Annotated in this window: 13 protein-coding genes; 4 read left to right on the top strand and 9 right to left on the bottom strand. The window is 48.4% G+C overall.

Annotated features, from left to right (window positions below; genetic code table 11):
- Positions 1 to 31 precede the first annotated feature (31 nt).
- From GVJ32_RS13435 to GVJ32_RS13400, 8 genes are all read right to left on the bottom strand, one after another.
- Positions 32 to 853 carry an HAD-IIB family hydrolase gene (locus GVJ32_RS13435; RefSeq protein WP_159240613.1) on the bottom strand — a complete coding sequence of 274 codons (822 nt, stop codon included), beginning with the start codon at positions 851 to 853 and terminating at the stop codon, positions 32 to 34.
- Positions 850 to 1,758, bottom strand: coding sequence for a phosphoribulokinase (locus GVJ32_RS13430; RefSeq protein WP_159240612.1), 909 nt, complete (start codon positions 1,756 to 1,758; stop codon positions 850 to 852). The genes GVJ32_RS13435 and GVJ32_RS13430 overlap by 4 nt, the downstream gene beginning before the upstream one ends.
- Before the next feature lie 182 nt (positions 1,759 to 1,940).
- Entirely contained in the window at positions 1,941 to 2,426 is a 486-nt protein-coding gene (locus tag GVJ32_RS13425; protein WP_159240611.1) for an FKBP-type peptidyl-prolyl cis-trans isomerase, read from the bottom strand.
- Positions 2,427 to 2,661: 235 nt separating this feature from the next.
- Positions 2,662 to 3,609, bottom strand: coding sequence for a LysR family transcriptional regulator (locus GVJ32_RS13420; RefSeq protein ID WP_159240610.1), 948 nt, complete (start codon positions 3,607 to 3,609; stop codon positions 2,662 to 2,664).
- Between the two features lie 255 nt (positions 3,610 to 3,864).
- A complete protein-coding gene (locus GVJ32_RS13415) occupies positions 3,865 to 4,641 on the bottom strand; it encodes an SDR family NAD(P)-dependent oxidoreductase (RefSeq protein ID WP_159240609.1) in 777 nt (258 codons plus the stop codon).
- Positions 4,642 to 4,697: 56 nt separating this feature from the next.
- On the bottom strand, positions 4,698 to 5,894 hold the full coding sequence (locus GVJ32_RS13410) for a DUF1214 domain-containing protein (RefSeq protein WP_159240608.1): 1,197 nt from the start codon (positions 5,892 to 5,894) through the stop codon (positions 4,698 to 4,700).
- An 86-nt stretch (positions 5,895 to 5,980) separates the two neighbouring features.
- Positions 5,981 to 7,057, bottom strand: a complete 1,077-nt coding sequence (locus GVJ32_RS13405; protein ID WP_435808086.1) for a sulfotransferase family protein — start codon at positions 7,055 to 7,057, stop codon at positions 5,981 to 5,983.
- 575 nt (positions 7,058 to 7,632) lie between these two features.
- Complete coding sequence (locus GVJ32_RS13400; protein ID WP_159240606.1) at positions 7,633 to 8,283, bottom strand: TetR/AcrR family transcriptional regulator; 651 nt, start codon at positions 8,281 to 8,283, stop codon at positions 7,633 to 7,635.
- A gap of 62 nt (positions 8,284 to 8,345) precedes the next feature.
- Between GVJ32_RS13400 and GVJ32_RS13395 the strand changes: the two genes are divergently transcribed.
- Positions 8,346 to 9,365: an NAD(P)H-dependent amine dehydrogenase family protein gene (locus GVJ32_RS13395; protein WP_159240605.1), complete on the top strand. Its 1,020-nt coding sequence runs from the start codon at positions 8,346 to 8,348 to the stop codon at positions 9,363 to 9,365.
- Positions 9,366 to 9,386: 21 nt separating this feature from the next.
- On the top strand, positions 9,387 to 10,565 hold the full coding sequence (locus GVJ32_RS13390; protein ID WP_159240604.1) for a sulfotransferase family protein: 1,179 nt from the start codon (positions 9,387 to 9,389) through the stop codon (positions 10,563 to 10,565).
- Positions 10,566 to 10,712: 147 nt separating this feature from the next.
- On the opposite strand, the gene GVJ32_RS13385 is transcribed toward GVJ32_RS13390, so the two are convergent.
- Positions 10,713 to 12,896 carry a malate synthase G gene (locus tag GVJ32_RS13385; RefSeq protein WP_159240603.1) on the bottom strand — a complete coding sequence of 728 codons (2,184 nt, stop codon included), beginning with the start codon at positions 12,894 to 12,896 and terminating at the stop codon, positions 10,713 to 10,715.
- Positions 12,897 to 13,226: 330 nt separating this feature from the next.
- Between GVJ32_RS13385 and GVJ32_RS13380 the strand changes: the two genes are divergently transcribed.
- Together GVJ32_RS13380 and GVJ32_RS13375 are read left to right on the top strand one after the other, a co-directional pair.
- Positions 13,227 to 14,825 (top strand): isocitrate lyase, encoded by a 1,599-nt coding sequence (locus GVJ32_RS13380; RefSeq protein WP_159240602.1) that lies wholly within the window; start codon positions 13,227 to 13,229, stop codon positions 14,823 to 14,825.
- A gap of 244 nt (positions 14,826 to 15,069) precedes the next feature.
- Entirely contained in the window at positions 15,070 to 15,633 is a 564-nt protein-coding gene (locus tag GVJ32_RS13375; RefSeq protein ID WP_159240601.1) for a hypothetical protein, read from the top strand.
- Positions 15,634 to 15,653: the final 20 nt, after the last annotated feature.

Raw genomic sequence — 15,653 nt, 5'->3', positions numbered from 1 at the left:
TGCCCAGCACAATAATCTCTTGTGAAAGGTATCACTTCAATAATTCTAGTAGCGTCTCATTCCAGCCCGCAGGGCCGCACTTCTCCGTCACTATGATGTCGCCATTCGGACCAGATATCTCTGGTGGCTCGTGATGCTCAGACCTCACGACAACACCAACATCCGCAAGGGCGAGCATCGCCACGTCGTTGCCACTATCACCCAGAGCGATCACCCGTGGTGCGGGCCCTGTAGGGAATAAGCAAGAAACCAGCCACGACATTGCCACGCCTTTATTTGCCGGCCCCATAATGTGGTAAAAACGACCACCCTTAAGGGCCTGTAAACCAACCTCACGCAGATCTTCGCTAAACCGCTGCCATTGCTCGTCACTGTCTTGCCAACATATAGGCTCAGAATAATCGCGCTGCAGGGCCAACTCAGCATCGGCAATATCCAAGCCGGTAATTTCCTGCAAATTTTGCGCATCAAAATCACTAAAGCCTAAAAACTGGTAGCCCTTTTCTTCCCGCCAGCCATGAAGCAAGGCAACAATGTCACCGCGCTTGGGGGCAAATTGTTTATGACGAGCGCCATCCACCCACTCCATCTCTACATTCGCCAGTAAATCGCAGCCAGCAGGCACAACCACCGCCGCGCCATTTTCAATAATAAAGGGATAGCGATTACCCAGTTTTTTAGAAAGTGGATTTAATTCCGCACAGGTTTTACTGGTATTTAACACCCAGATAATGGACTTCTCTTCTATAAGCGCCAAGGCTGGCAATGCGGCCGCAAAAGAGTAGTTGTTGTGATCTAAGAGGGTGCCGTCAAGGTCCGTAAAAATTACATCTGGGGTAAGCGCCATCGTCATTTCGCCTCCTGATACTGCACATTCAAGATTTCGCGCTGTGTTCCCAGTGTCATTACGCAGTCAGCTGTGGCGGGTAGCGTATCGAGGCAGTGCCTTGTTAGGCGCTCATAGTGCTGTATAAATCGTAGTATCCCTGCGGCATCCATCAAGCCCGGCGTCATCGTCCCGGCAGCCTGACGTAGGGCCAGTTTGCGTTCTTGCTCGCCACGCCAATCTGCAACACAGTCAAAACTTGGCGCACACAGCATCAATAAATAATCCAATTCAGAAAATAGGGCTTGGTAGTCATTCGCTAAGCAAGCGTTCACGTACTGCCGCCAGCGACTATCTAGATCCTCTAGTCGCTCCAAATCATTTATCGCAACAGCCAACTCTGCAGACGTTTGCGGCGATGCGCCGACACACCAGCCTTCAAACACGATTAAATCTATTGGACCACTAAGCGTCGGCCAGCTCGATTCCGGCGCCCTATCATCACAGGCTTTATCAAAGCGTGGCAAACTCAAAGTTTGATTCGCAGCGAGTGAACGCAGCTTGGTAATTGTCGCCAAGGCCAAAGGAATATCATGCGTGCCAGGCACACCGCGAGTACGTAACAAGGGATGCGTCGTGTCTGCCAATTGCTGACGCTGGGCCAAGGTGAGATAGAAATCGTCTAATGATAGCAATGCGACATTTAAGCCACCCTGCGTATGCAGATACCAATAAATGAATTCTGCGAGGGTTGATTTGCCACTGCCCTGAGAGCCGTGAATGCCTAATACCGGGACGCGCCCGTTTGTGCCCAGTATTGGGCGAAGTGTTTCAATAAAGGGAATAAAGCAACTTTCTGCCTGCTCCCGATAACTATCCGGCAGCTTCTCTTTGATAAGAAAGGCGCTCAGGGTATCCACAGCGTTAGGCAAAACATCCCTCCGTTGTACGCGTGTCGGTATTAACCTTAGACCATTTTGGCAGCTAAGTACTACAAGCAAATTAAGCAGATTTCTTGCCAGATTTGACGGGACAGGTGATGGGGGAGTTTGACTGGGAAAAATGACAGGTAAAAAAAAGAGGCCGCGTGGCCTCTTTTATAACACTTGCGCAATTAGTGCTGATGACCACCAGCGCCGTGTACATGGCCGTGACTAAGCTCTTCTTCGCTTGCCGCGCGCACTGCTTCAATGCTGACATCGAAGTTAAGCACTTGACCCGCTAAAGGGTGGTTTGCGTCAACGGTAACGTTCTCATCATCTACTTCTTTAACCACAACAGTCTGCATTTGACCGCCAGCGCCTTGCGCCTGGAATTGCATACCAACTTCGATTTGATCGACGCCTTGGAATGCGGAACGCGGCACAGGCTGAATCAGCTCTGGATTTAGTTCGCCGTAGCCATCTGCAGGCTGAACAGTGACTTTCATCGCATCGCCGATGGTTTTACCCGCCAGCTCATTCTCAAGCCCTGGAATGATGCCGCCGTGGCCGTGAAGATACGTTAGTGGATCCTGACCTTTTGAAGAATCAATTTCAGTGCCATTGTCATCAGTCAGGGTGTAGTGAAACGCCACTACGCAATCATTCGCAATAATCATGGGAGCCTCCCGTTAAAATAAGCCGACAAGCATGACAGTTTTGCCCGACGAGGTCACGCGAGGGCCATAATTTATTGGAAATTGGCCGATATTAAGGTCTTATTTGACGATATCGGCGAGCCATGCCGAAATTAGTGATTCCGAGATTGATGGCAGCCTAAGAATCAGTGACACCGCCGCTATCACCTCTTACGAGGTTTTTCAGTGCCGCCAATCCCACGCAGTTCTCAGCAACTCAATCGGGATTAGTAATTCCCTGCCCCACTTCAACAATACGGCGGCGCAACCAAATATGGCCGGGGTCATGCTGTAATAAGGGACTCCATGCCAGTTTTAGCTCGATGGGAATAATCATAAAGGGCGGCTTGCGCGTCGCCAGACGGGGATCTTCATCATACAAACGCGCAACCTGTGTCGGCAACGTGGCGATCAAATCTGGATGCTTAGCTAACAAAGCTGCTACTTGATAATGGCGAGTAAACACCCGAATTTGGCGTTCGTGGCCACATTCTGCCAGAGCCTCATCTACCCAACCCAAACGCTGGCTGTCGCGCTGACTCATTCCTCGACCGACACCCATGCCGGTTTTACTTACCCAAATATGGGGCGCAGCCAAGAAGGCATCCATATCGAAATTATCTAAGGCCTTGTTCTCACTGCTCATCAAGCAAGAAAAGCTATCGCGCCAGACAGTAGCTTGATGGAAGGACTGCGGCAGGCGATCAAAACGGTTGATCGCCATATCAATTTTACCCTGCTCTAAATCTTGGAAGGTAACGTCACTGGGCGTAAGAACGTCAAGCGTGATATTGGGCGCTTCGTCCCTCAGCTTAAATAACAAGGGCGCCAGCAAGGTCGACTCTGCATAGTCACTTGCCATAATCCGAAATACGCGGGTACTTTTCGTCACCTCAAAATCAGATACCGGCAACACCGCCTGCTCAACCGAGGACAATATATTACGTACCTGCGGCTGCAGCTCTATGGCGCGCTCAGTCGGGGTCATGCCCTCACTGGTTCTAACCAACAACGGGTCGTTAAACAAATCACGTAGACGACGCAGGCCGTTGCTTAAGGCCGGCTGGGTAATGCCCAACTGCTCGGCGGCACGGGTAACGTTTTTCTCCCGCAACAGAACGTCGAGGTAAACAAGTAGGTTTAAATCTATGCGCGACAGATTCATGGAAGTAATGGCTCCGCAAAATATTATAATCGGCGGTAATTATGGTCGTTTTTTGACCGTACTTCCAGTGCCAAGTAACAACGAGGATACAGGGCCAATCAAGCTAGAAATAATCACTATAAGGGGAATGATTAATGAATCTACTCAAGCACAATACTGAGCAACGTATGGCTTGTGCATTTATAGATCTAATTTCCGGTGCAGGGCAGTATATCAACCTTCCTGCACCGAATTTCAAGAGCCTAAACCTAACTCTTAAGCAAGTAAGATATTGTGACCGTAATCGACGGGGATAATGACGCCATTAACAAAGCTTGACGCCTGACTGGTCAACAGCAGTAAGGTACCTGCTAGTTCCTCCACATTGCCGATGCGCTTAGAAGGCAGTCTTGCAACTTCAGCCTGCCCTTGCTCTGTTTCAAAATACCAATCCACCATTTCGGTCATAAAATAGCCCGGTGCAATGGCATTGCAACGAATTTTAGTATCGAACATATCCGCTGCAATTTGTTTGGTAAGTTGGTTCAAGGCTGCTTTTACACTGCCGTAGCAAGGTACATTTTTTAAGGTTTGAATGCCGGTGATAGAGGTGATGTTGACGATACTGCCCGGCACATCCAACGGAAGAAGACGCTTCGAGAATTCTCGTGCCATGCGCATGGTGCCAGTTAAATTTACATTGAGTAGGTTTCCCCACTCTTCATCCTCAACATCAGGAAAGGGTTTAAATTGAATCTGGCCTGCGTTATTAACCAAAATATCAACCACGCCAAATGCTTCGTAAGCTTGATCGAATACTTGTTTAACGCTTTCGGTGTTGCCGATATCCAGAGCATACGCGACGGCCTTACCACCTGCCTCGTTAATCTCCTTAGCCACTTGTTCCACTTTATCTAAACGGCGCGCGGCGCATATCACGGTCGCCCCAGATTTCGCTAATGCTTTTGCAAAGCTGACGCCCATACCTGTGCCCGAGCCTGTCACCAAAGCAACGCGACCTTTATTTGAGAACATATTTTCTAAATAAGACATAGTATTTTTCCTTTGACTATTATTTTTAAACCGAATTTTTTATAAGAAATAGTGAATTAAAGGCAAGCCCTTCTCACAACAGATTCCGCTCGCCGCCTCAATAAATCACTTCGTTGATCTGTGGTAATACGCAGTTTTCTGTCATCGACTATTGAAGAAACCTCGGACAATTTAACCCGCCTGATTGTGGGTATGGGTGCCGTTTTCGCCCGAAAGTATCGCAGCGACAACAAACCCGTTCGATGATTAGCCGCATCCAACCAATTCATAACACCGGGGTCTTCATGAGAAATTACCGCTCGAAACACCCCGTCTTGACCGAGTACAGCTTGAAAACCATTTATGGAGGTTTGACGGAGATTCCAGTCCCGCGCATCCCAATACTGGCTATACAACTGAATGCTCCAGTACTTAGCTTCTGGCGGCACCACCTCGATGATCAAGGCCTCATCAAGCTCGCACTCGTAGTTGGCCTTGCCATAACGTAACTCAGCCCAGCCGATAGATACCTCATCAATCCGCACCGTGTTTATCGTGTCTTGGTAATAGCTCTGCACTTGCTCAGCAAAAAACGCCGGCAAGTTGTGCAACCAATCAATAAGTAAACGAGTACGCTGGGCAATAAGCTCCGGGGTAATGGCTGGCGCGGGGTAATGCGCGTCGTCACGGGTAATTTGCAACTGCGCAGGCTCTTCATTAATCCAGTCATAGAAATACTGACGGAAAATTAGATCGCCAAGACCATCGGGGATTTTCACCCAGTTGCCAGGCTGCTCGTTTTTACTGAGCACTATTTCGATATTGCCATCGGCATCGCATTCAAATTCGCTACAGCGATCAAACAAGGCCCAGCCACCAATATGGGCGAAATGCCCCTGGCGGGTTTCAATGTCCATCATATGCGCGGTGCCGCGACGGCCCTTGATGCGATACACATAGTCGCCGTGTATCGGCGCCCACTGATAAAGCGCGTCTGCCGCCGGCAGACCGTACTGAATACGTGACGATAAAAAAGTGAAAAAACTGGGATACTCTGGGTTCCACGACTCCATTGTCATGGGAATGGCGCCAGCAACAAGTCGCGTTAAATACCGCACACCTTCGGCTCTGGCCATCTCATCAGTAATTCGAGGATCATCCCAAACAATACCTTGTAACTGCTTAATCGCCGCGCTTAATGCATCCCACAATTCTGGTGATTCCGTGCTTAGGGGCAAGCTATCGCCCCAACTATCTAGCTGGTAACTAATCATTTGTGACAACTCCTAACTATTCATATGAAGGTAGCCAAGCTCTGATTAATCGCAGGAATTGCAATTAATCAGAGTGGTATTAGTTGTTAGCCAAAAATTTTCAGATACTCAGAAAACCGCGCCTTGATCGCATCTTCACTTAAGCCATACTCTTCAAGGGTATAGCTATACTCGCCCCAGTGATGTGCTGGGCGACTTTCATTATAGTTTTTGCATCCATCAATCGCTTCGGGCGTCATTTTTCGCCCCGCTTTTTCATAAATTCGCTGAATAACCGCGACGGGGTCATCGCATATTTCTGAGAAATTCGCATTCACAATACGATCTAGCGGAAGACTGTCGCGCACCGCTAAGTAGCGATCCGTCAACGACGCCCAATACTCAAACCACTCCTGCCCAACCTCAACAGGGTCAATATCGTCAGTCGTCGTTTTACGCAGCTCTTGAATGGTTGTCGCAAATGATGGCACTGTTTTTACTGGGTCGCGGTGACAATGAACTACCGTCGCGTCAGGAAAATATTCAAACAGAATATCGAGGTAACCAATGTGCACAGGGGACTTCATAATCCACGGCCGGCCTTTGGCTCCGCCATCCTGCCACTGCAAATACTGCATCATTTCAAACAAAATTTTGTAGGTCGGACGCGGGTCGCACTTTACCGAAAACTCGCGAAATGTCGGCGCTCTCGCCAGCATTGCCGATACCGCTGACTCAAAAGACATCTCCATAATAAAGAGTTCTTCATCAGGCTCTTGCGCCTCCATGGGATGACGCGCCATCCAACCCGGAAATTGGGTGCGGAAGGTATCTTCTATAATTTTTCCAAACTCAATACGACCAACTGGGTTGCCAGCTTCTTCATCAGGAAATGGCGCGGGATTCAATAAACGCCATACTTCTAAGCGCTGCACATCTGGGTCACCCGACATGACTCGCTGTAATTTTGAGGTTCCTGTTCGTGGTAGCCCCACCACCACAATCGGTGCGACAATTTTCTCATCGCGTATTTCTGGATGACGTTTTACATCATCGATATAGCGCAGGCGATTGACCAATAAACGCAGTATTTCCTGGCNTTGCCCGATTACACCACCTTCATGGAGGTTTGCTTCGTTACGTAGGGAATTACACAAAATTTCCAAACCCGTGGTAAATCCCATATCGCCAAAATCTGAAAGCCCAGTGGCGCTTTTTGCTGCCGCCAGCATGTCTTCAACATAGAATGGTATGGCTTCTGGCATTGCTGGAGCTTCTGCACTTGCTGCTTGATTCGTCATTACATCACCTAAAGTTATTATTGATAATCTAGTTAAAACTCATCGAAGTTCCTCGGAGCAATCCAGAACCACCATCACAGACACAATTAAATAAGAAATTATCAACATGAATAGAATGTAAAATTCTAAAAATATTTTTAATTTTTACGAATAATATCGACGACGACTTAAAGAAGTCCGAGTTATTTTTATTTCGAGGATCAATATAGCAATGACAAGGAGAGTGGAACAAGGAAATGCAGGTCAGCTTTTAGGAATACAAATAGACATTACAAGCCACTGAATAATAAGGATTTTTTATACCACCTCAACAACCATTTTTATTTAAGAGTAACTTTTAGGGCGATTTACAGCAATCCCAGTAAATCACTCACTCACAATATATGGCTTTCATCTATAAAATTAGGTAAGTTATTTTCAAATATTGAAGATAATAAATTTTATCTCGCGATCCAAATCTAGTCCGCAAATATGGCGTAGCACATTTTAGCTAGGGTATTACGAAACTCAGGATCATCAATAAAATCGATATTATCGCTAATTAAAGAATACACCATGAGCTGAGCTGCGCGGCCAAGGGCGTGAACACGCAACATATCATTACTGGAAGGTTTAAAGTCTGAACATAATTTTAACTGTTCATAAATAAAGGATTCCGTAGAGCTTTCGGGGGCGATATTAACATCTAGCTCTTGCCAAGCATCCAGAAAGCCTTTGTGCTCAACAAGTAGTGTTTTATCAACTTCGAGCACTTTACGATGAATTTCAATAGACCAATCTAGCAACCAATAAATAAATGACAGTACGGTGTGCTCTTTATCTCTTGGAAATTCTTGATAGCCCTTTAAATGCTGCGTTCTGATTACGAGGCGATAAACCTCAAACACAATAGTATCGAGATTGGGGAAGTATTGATAAATGGACGACTTTGGCACACCGGAAACCACTTCCAGCGTTGTTGTAGATAAAGCGCCACGACCGTGTTCTAACAAAATGCTATGCGCAGCCTCGACAATGGCGTTAACGACCTTGATAGATCGATCTTGTTTCGGTTGACGACGCATTGCGTCATTGGGGCGAATAAGCTGATACGGCGTGTCTTTTTCCATTTTATTAGTAAGCACCAAAGCCAATAAATTTAAAACCCATTAACAAGACCGGAAATACTAACATGAAAACTTCAAACATCTCGCCGCGCATTGCAGTATATGGCCTCGGCTTTGTCGGTCAGCAACTTGCTGGCTTCGCCTTAGACAAAGGCTGGAAAATTGTCGGCGCCTACAATCGCGCCGGCGACAAGGTGGGCCAGGATCTCGGCACACTCATCGGCAGGGAGCCTATCGGTCTTTTAGTAGAGGATTGCGAGGCAGCTAATTACTCGCAGCTAAACGCAGACCTAGCCTTTGTTGCGGTCTCTGATCGCCTAGAAGATAACTTCCCCTCATATCAGCGCCTAATGTCTGCGGGGGCAAACATTCTTTGTCACGGCGCAGAGTCTTGTAACCCCCGCCGCCTCAACCCCGCGATTGCAGAACAGATTCAGACGCTGGCCCTTGAGCATGGCGTTACTTTCACCGGCAGCGGTATATGGGATATGACTCGGATTTGGGCCGGCATTCTGTCGGTAGGACCAAACACTGAAATCGAATCTATGACTCACACCTCCTTTACCGACATCGCTCGCCAAGGCGTGCACTTACTTCGCTTTTGTGGCGCCGGCTTGACGGTAAAAGAGTTTGAAGAAAAAAGCGTGGCCGGAAATGGTGGCTTAGGTGGCATCGCTATCATTCCACCACTGTGCGTGGCGGATGCCTTGGGGCTTGATGTCATCGACGTAAAAGAAAAAGTTGAGCCCATCATTTGGGAAGAAGACCACCAAAGTCACTGGCTAAATGAAACCATACCTGCCGGCCATGTGGTCGGCACCAGAATGCATGTTGATATTTCTACCCGAGAGGGAGTCACCCTCCATAACTGTTTTGAATATAGGGACTTTAAGCCCAATGAGGTAGAACAATTAATCTGGAAAGTGAAAGGCAAACCCAGCATGGAGGTGCGGATTGTGCGAGAGGCCTCGCATATGGCGTCGGCCAGCAGTTTGTTTAATCGCGCCCCTGACGTACTGGCAGCCGAACCCGGTATCCGCGAAATTTGGACTTATCAGCCACTACGCTCCAGCGCTCTAAACTAAATGAAGAAAAGGTACACAATAATGACGCTTTCCCAATCCGATATTTCTGCCGCTCTCGATCCCGATGCGCTGATAAATCAAGCAATCGAAATCAGCGGTCTACGCAGCTTTGGCGATATGGGCTTTATCGAGCCCATGAAAGTACTGCTGGATAGTATCCCTCTGCATATCACGCTCCACCAAGAGGGGCTTGAGAGTATTCAGGCAGATGTTGTGCGCTGCTTAGTCAATCGCCTGCGATTTCAACAAGACCTGAGTGCCCACCCAGAAATTCTGCAAGAGCAGGTTAATGATCCCATCATTGTTTTAGGCCTAGGTCGCTCTGGCACCACTAAAATGCAAAAAATTCTGTCGGCGCCAGACAGTGTGCAAAAAATGGCGTTCTGGCGCTTATGGAATCCCGCCCCCTTTCCCGACGCAATCCCCGGTCAGCCAGATCCGCGCATTGCTCAAGCGGGCAGTGCCAATTTGGTAGCAACAGACAACTCTGCGGTTCACGCCGCCCATCATATGGAAGAACAAGAAGTAGACGAAGACTGGCTACTGGGCATGTTTACCTTTGACGACTGGATTTGGAATCAAATGGTATTCTCCCCAAGCTATTTAGACTGGGTTATGGCCCGCCCCAGCGCTGCCCCATTTGCCTATATGAAATCACTGGTGCAATACCTGCAATGGCAGGACGGCGGCAGAAAAGATCGGCCATGGGTGATGAAGGGTGTGGGCTATATCGCCCATATGGAATCGCTGCTTGCCAACTTCCCCAAGGCCACCATTTTGCACACCCATCGCGACCCACTGCAAACCATTCCCTCGTGGGCTAAATTTGTCAGTGCGATGTGGACGCTAAGATCGGCCCCTGTCGACAAGCATGAGATTGGTCGCGAAGTTATGCGTTACTGGGGCATGGCAATGGATCGCTACCTCGCCTCTAGGGACAAGTTGGGCTTGGATCGCTGCATCGTCGATGCTCGCTATGCGGATGTGCGGGAAAACCCCATGAGTATTGTCGAGCGAGTTTACGAGCGCGCCGGACGCAAAATAACTGAGCCCGCCTATCAATCAATGGCAGCGTGGCACAGCAATAATGAACAGCACCGCTTTGGTAAACACGAATACTCTCTCGAAGAATTTGGCCTGAGTGAAGCGATGATTAACGAGCGCTTCGGCGATTATATTAGGCGGTTTATTCAACGCTGATTCGGAAGCACGTCCCGATTACTGAACGTCATTCGGCGCGAGCAAAGGCAACGTTATTTTATAAACACCCAAAATAAAAAAGGCCCGGAAAATCCGGGCCAAGCCTCACTGACAGGAACTGTTACAAGACGCGGGGTTTACTAAAACTTAGCCCGCTTGCTTTGCTTTGTATTCAATACGACGGCGATGCAACACTGGCTCGGTATAGCCGCTTGGCTGCTCGCAACCTTTCAGCACTAATTCCAATGCCGCCTGAAACGCCACGCTGTCGTCAAAATTATCGGCCATTGGTGTGTAGTCAGCGTCACTCGCGTTTTGGCGATCAACCACCGCCGCCATGCGCTTCAGGGTTTCTAGCACCTGCGCCTCAGTACAAACACCGTGACGCAACCAGTTGGCAATGTGCTGGCTAGAAATCCGCAGGGTTGCGCGGTCTTCCATCAAACCCACATCGTTAATGTCTGGCACTTTTGAACAGCCCACGCCGTTATCAATCCAGCGCACCACATAACCCAACATACCCTGAGCATTGTTATCCAACTCTTGCTGGATTTCTTCTGCGCTCCAGTTTGGATTTTGCGCCACGGGGATAGTCAAAATATCGTCCAGTGCAGCGCGCTGACGACTGGCCAATTGCTCCTGCACTGACAACACATTTACTTGGTGGTAATGCATTACGTGCAAGGTAGCGGCTGTTGGCGAAGGCACCCAAGCGCAGTTGGCGCCAGCTTGCGGATGGCCAATTTTGGCCTCCATCATCGCTGCCATTTCGTCTGGCATGGCCCACATACCTTTACCGATTTGCGCATGACCGCTCAAACCGCAGGCCAAGCCAATATCGACGTTCCAATCTTCGTAGGCTTTGATCCACGCCTGCTGCTTCATATCCGCTTTGCGAACAAATGGCCCCGCTTCCATGCTGGTGTGAATTTCATCACCAGTGCGATCAAGGAAGCCGGTGTTAATAAAGATAACGCGCTCAGGTACTGCCGCAATACAGGCTTTCAAGTTCACCGTGGTGCGGCGCTCTTCATCCATAATGCCGATTTTTAAGGTATTGCGCGCCAGACCAAAAGCGCCTTCAACCCGCGAGAACAATTCCGCCGCAAAGGCGACTTCCTCAGGCCCATGCATTTTTGGCTTAACAATATAAACGCTACCCGCGCGTGAATTGCGCAATGCGCCAGTTTGTTTAAGGTCGTGCATGGCTGCCAGCACAGTAACCATGGCATCCATGATGCCTTCAGGCACTTCATTACCATCGGCGTCAATGATCGCGCCGTTCGTCATCAAGTGACCAACATTACGCACCAACAATAAGCTGCGGCCGTGTAATACCGTTTCGCCACCACCGGCAGCGGTGAAAACGCGGTCAGCGGCAAGCGTGCGAACTAGCTCTTTGCCGCCTTTCATAAAGGCTTCTTGAAGATCACCCTTCATTAGACCCAACCAGTTGCGGTAAACCTCAACTTTGTCGTCTGCATCTACAGCAGCAACCGAGTCTTCGCAGTCTTGAATTGTCGTCAACGCAGATTCCAGCACCACATCTTTCACGCGGGCCGCATCGTCTTTACCAATAGGATGCTGGTCATCAATCTGAATATCGATATGCAGACCATTATTGATCAGCAAAATATTAGTCGGCGCAGCAGCGTCGCCCAAGTAGCCAACAAACTGCGAAGGATCTTCTAAGCCTGTGACGCTACCGTCGGCCAAAGTAACCGCTAATGCACCATCAACAACGCTATATAAAGTCGCATCTGTATGGCTGCCATCGCTCAAGCTGGTGTGTTGGTCGAGGAACTGACGTGCATAGGCGATAACTTTCGCACCGCGAACAGGGTTGTAGCCTTTGCCTTTATCAGCGCCGTCAGCCTCTGAAATAACATTGGTGCCGTAGAGCGCATCATACAAACTGCCCCAGCGCGCATTGGCTGCGTTTAGCGCATAGCGCGCGTTCATTACTGGCACAACCAACTGCGGACCAGCCAACGTCGCGATTTCCTCATCTACATTTTCTGTAGAAACATTAAAATCCGCTGGTTCGGGCAGTAGGTAGTTTATTTCTTGCAGAAACGCTTTATATGCTGCGGCATCGAATTTGCCCGCATTGGCGCGGTGCCAACCGTCGATCTGAGCCTGAATATTTTCACGCTTTTGCAGCAATTCGCGATTTTTAGGCGCCAAATCTTTCAATATCTCTGCAAATGCAGCCCAAAAATTGTCGGGGCTTATGCCTGTACCAGGAGCAACTTCATCATTGACCAGGCGATAAAGTACATCGGCAATTTGAAGTCCGCTGTGCTGTACTCTGGAAATGGCCGAAGACATAAACACTCCTTTTAAAATCAAAATTTGGCATTAATTTAAGCGACTATCCTAGCAGCTGAGGATAATTCTGCAAATTTATCCATATTATCACTGATATTTTTAACATGAATAGCATGGCCGCAATTAAAGGCTATACTAAGCCGAGTTAACACTTCTATTCATTTGCGCTAAATCTCTTGTGTAGCTATATAGATCCTTAACGACGATCACGCAAACATCATTCTCAAAATGAATACTCGAAATAATAACTATAAATTAGAAAAATTAAAGCGCGCCACGTAAACTAGCCACCATTACACCACCCAACCCGCAACAAAATAGGGACTATATATGTCAACTCTAGACGCAGACATCCAGGCAGTTGCCTCTCTTAAAGAACAAGGCGGCAGCAGCTGGGACGCCATCAACCCAGAATCTGCAGCACGTATGCGTGCACAGAACAAATTCAAAACGGGTTTAGACATCGCCAAATACACTGCCGACATTATGCGTGCAGATATGGCAGCATTCGACAAAGACAAGACCAAATACACTCAGTCACTGGGTTGCTGGCACGGCTTTATTGGTCAACAGAAGATGATTTCTATTAAGAAACACTTCAACGGCAAAACTGACCGCCGCTATTTGTACCTGTCTGGCTGGATGGTTGCAGCACTGCGCTCTGCCTTCGGTCCTCTGCCTGACCAATCAATGCATGAAAAAACCGTTGTTGCCGATCTGGTACGTGAGCTTTACACCTTCTTACGTCAAGCTGACGCACGTGAATTGGGCGGCTTGTTCCGCGCACTAGACGCTGCTCGCGAAGCTGGCAACAAGGCTGAAGAAGCTAAAATTCAAGATCAAATCGACAACCACGTTACTCACGTAGTACCGATTGTTGCTGATATCGACGCTGGTTTCGGTAACGCTGAAGCGACTTACCTGATGGCCAAACAAATGATCGAAGCTGGCGCTTGCTGCCTGCAGATCGAAAACCAAGTTGCTGATGAAAAGCAGTGCGGCCACCAAGACGGTAAAGTAACTGTACCCCACGCTGACTTCCACAATAAGCTGCGCGCTCTGCGTTACGCTTTCTTGGAACTGGGCGTTGATAACGGCGTTATCGTTGCACGTACTGACTCTGAAGGCGCTGGCCTGACTAAAGAAATCGCGGTTGTTAAAGAGCGCGGCGATCAGGGCGACATCTACAACTCATTCCTAGACGTTGAAGAAATTGACGTAGCGGATATGGCTGAAGGCGATGTGTGCTTCAACCGTGACGGCAAGCTGGTTCGCCCTAAGCGTCTGCCTTCTGGTTTATACCAGTTCCGTCAAGGCACTGGCCACGAGCGTTGCGTATTCGACTGTATCGAAGCGATCAATGCTGGTGCTGACCTGTTGTGGATTGAAACTGCTGTTCCGACTGTGCACGAAATCAAAGGCATGATGGACGACGTTCGTAAAGTTCACCCAGATGCAAAACTGGTTTACAACAATTCACCGTCTTTCAACTGGACGCTAAACTTCCGTCAACAAGCTTACGATGCCATGGTTGAAGCTGGCGAAGACGTTTCTGCTTACGATCGTACTGCTCTAATGAGCGCTGAATACGACGATACTGCGCTAGCGGCTACCGCTGATGAACGCATTCGGACCTTCCAAGCAGATACTGCTCGCGAAGCGAACGTATTCCACCACCTGATCACTCTGCCGACTTACCACACTGCAGCACTGTCTACTGACAATCTTGCAAAAGAGTACTTCGGTGAGCAAGGCATGCTGGGCTATGTTGCCGGCGTACAGCGCAAAGAAATCCGTCAGGGTATTGCCTGTGTTAAGCACCAAAACATGTCTGGTTCAGACATGGGTGATGACCACAAAGAATACTATGCTGGTGAACTTGCACTTAAAGCTGGCGGCGCGAAAAACACATCTAACCAGTTCAACTAAGCTGAACTAGCTTAGACGTGAAGTACCCCGATAATCGCTTCGGCATTACTGGGGTACAGTTTAGAGCAGAATATCTGGCACTAGACTTTCCGTCACATAAAAAAGGCGACCCCTTGCAAAAGGCGTCGCCTTTTTTATGAATGAAATAGAATGACCATTAACGATCCCGTCAAAAGTATTGAATAGCTTTTTACGCTAGAATTCCAAATGCTTACTACCTCAAACTAATTGAGTGATTTCGAATATGGCTGACACACCTACTTTTTTTAAAGACGCTAAAGATTTATTGAGCGAACAAGGCTTCGCTGCAAGTAACACTTGGTATCACGGCACCTCGTCGGCGCTTGTCAACTCAATCAAAGCACAGGGCTTAAAACGCTCCGGCGATAAAGCGCTAAAAGAAGCCGCAAAGAAAACCATGGCAACCATCGGCAATGACTATACCGAATCAGTGGAACCGGTTTTTTTAACGCAAAGTAAAGAATTGGCTTTTTACTGGGCAGAGCAAACCGTGCGAAACCGCAGCGTGCGTATTGAAGGCGAAGAACAGCCCGTGGTGCTTGCCGTAGACCTGCCAGAAGACCTAAACGCCAAAGTTAAGCCAGACGTCGGCGCAGCGAGCTTGCTACTTTTAAAAGAGGGCGAAGAGTTCATGGCCTACTTGGCCGGGATTTATCAGGAAAGCAGTTTAGGCGCACCAGACATAGATTTAATGAAGGCTGAGCGCATGGAGTATTTACACAAATTAGGCATGGCATACTATGACGCTGACATCGACAGCACATGCTTAACTCTTATTAACAGCTAAATCACGCCACGAAAGACGAG

This window comes from Zhongshania aliphaticivorans (assembly GCF_902705855.1).
Classification (GTDB): Bacteria; Pseudomonadota; Gammaproteobacteria; order Pseudomonadales; family Spongiibacteraceae; genus Spongiibacter; species Spongiibacter aliphaticivorans_B.
Note: the sequence above shows the minus strand (reverse complement) of the source record. Positions and strands in the feature narration are given on the sequence as shown.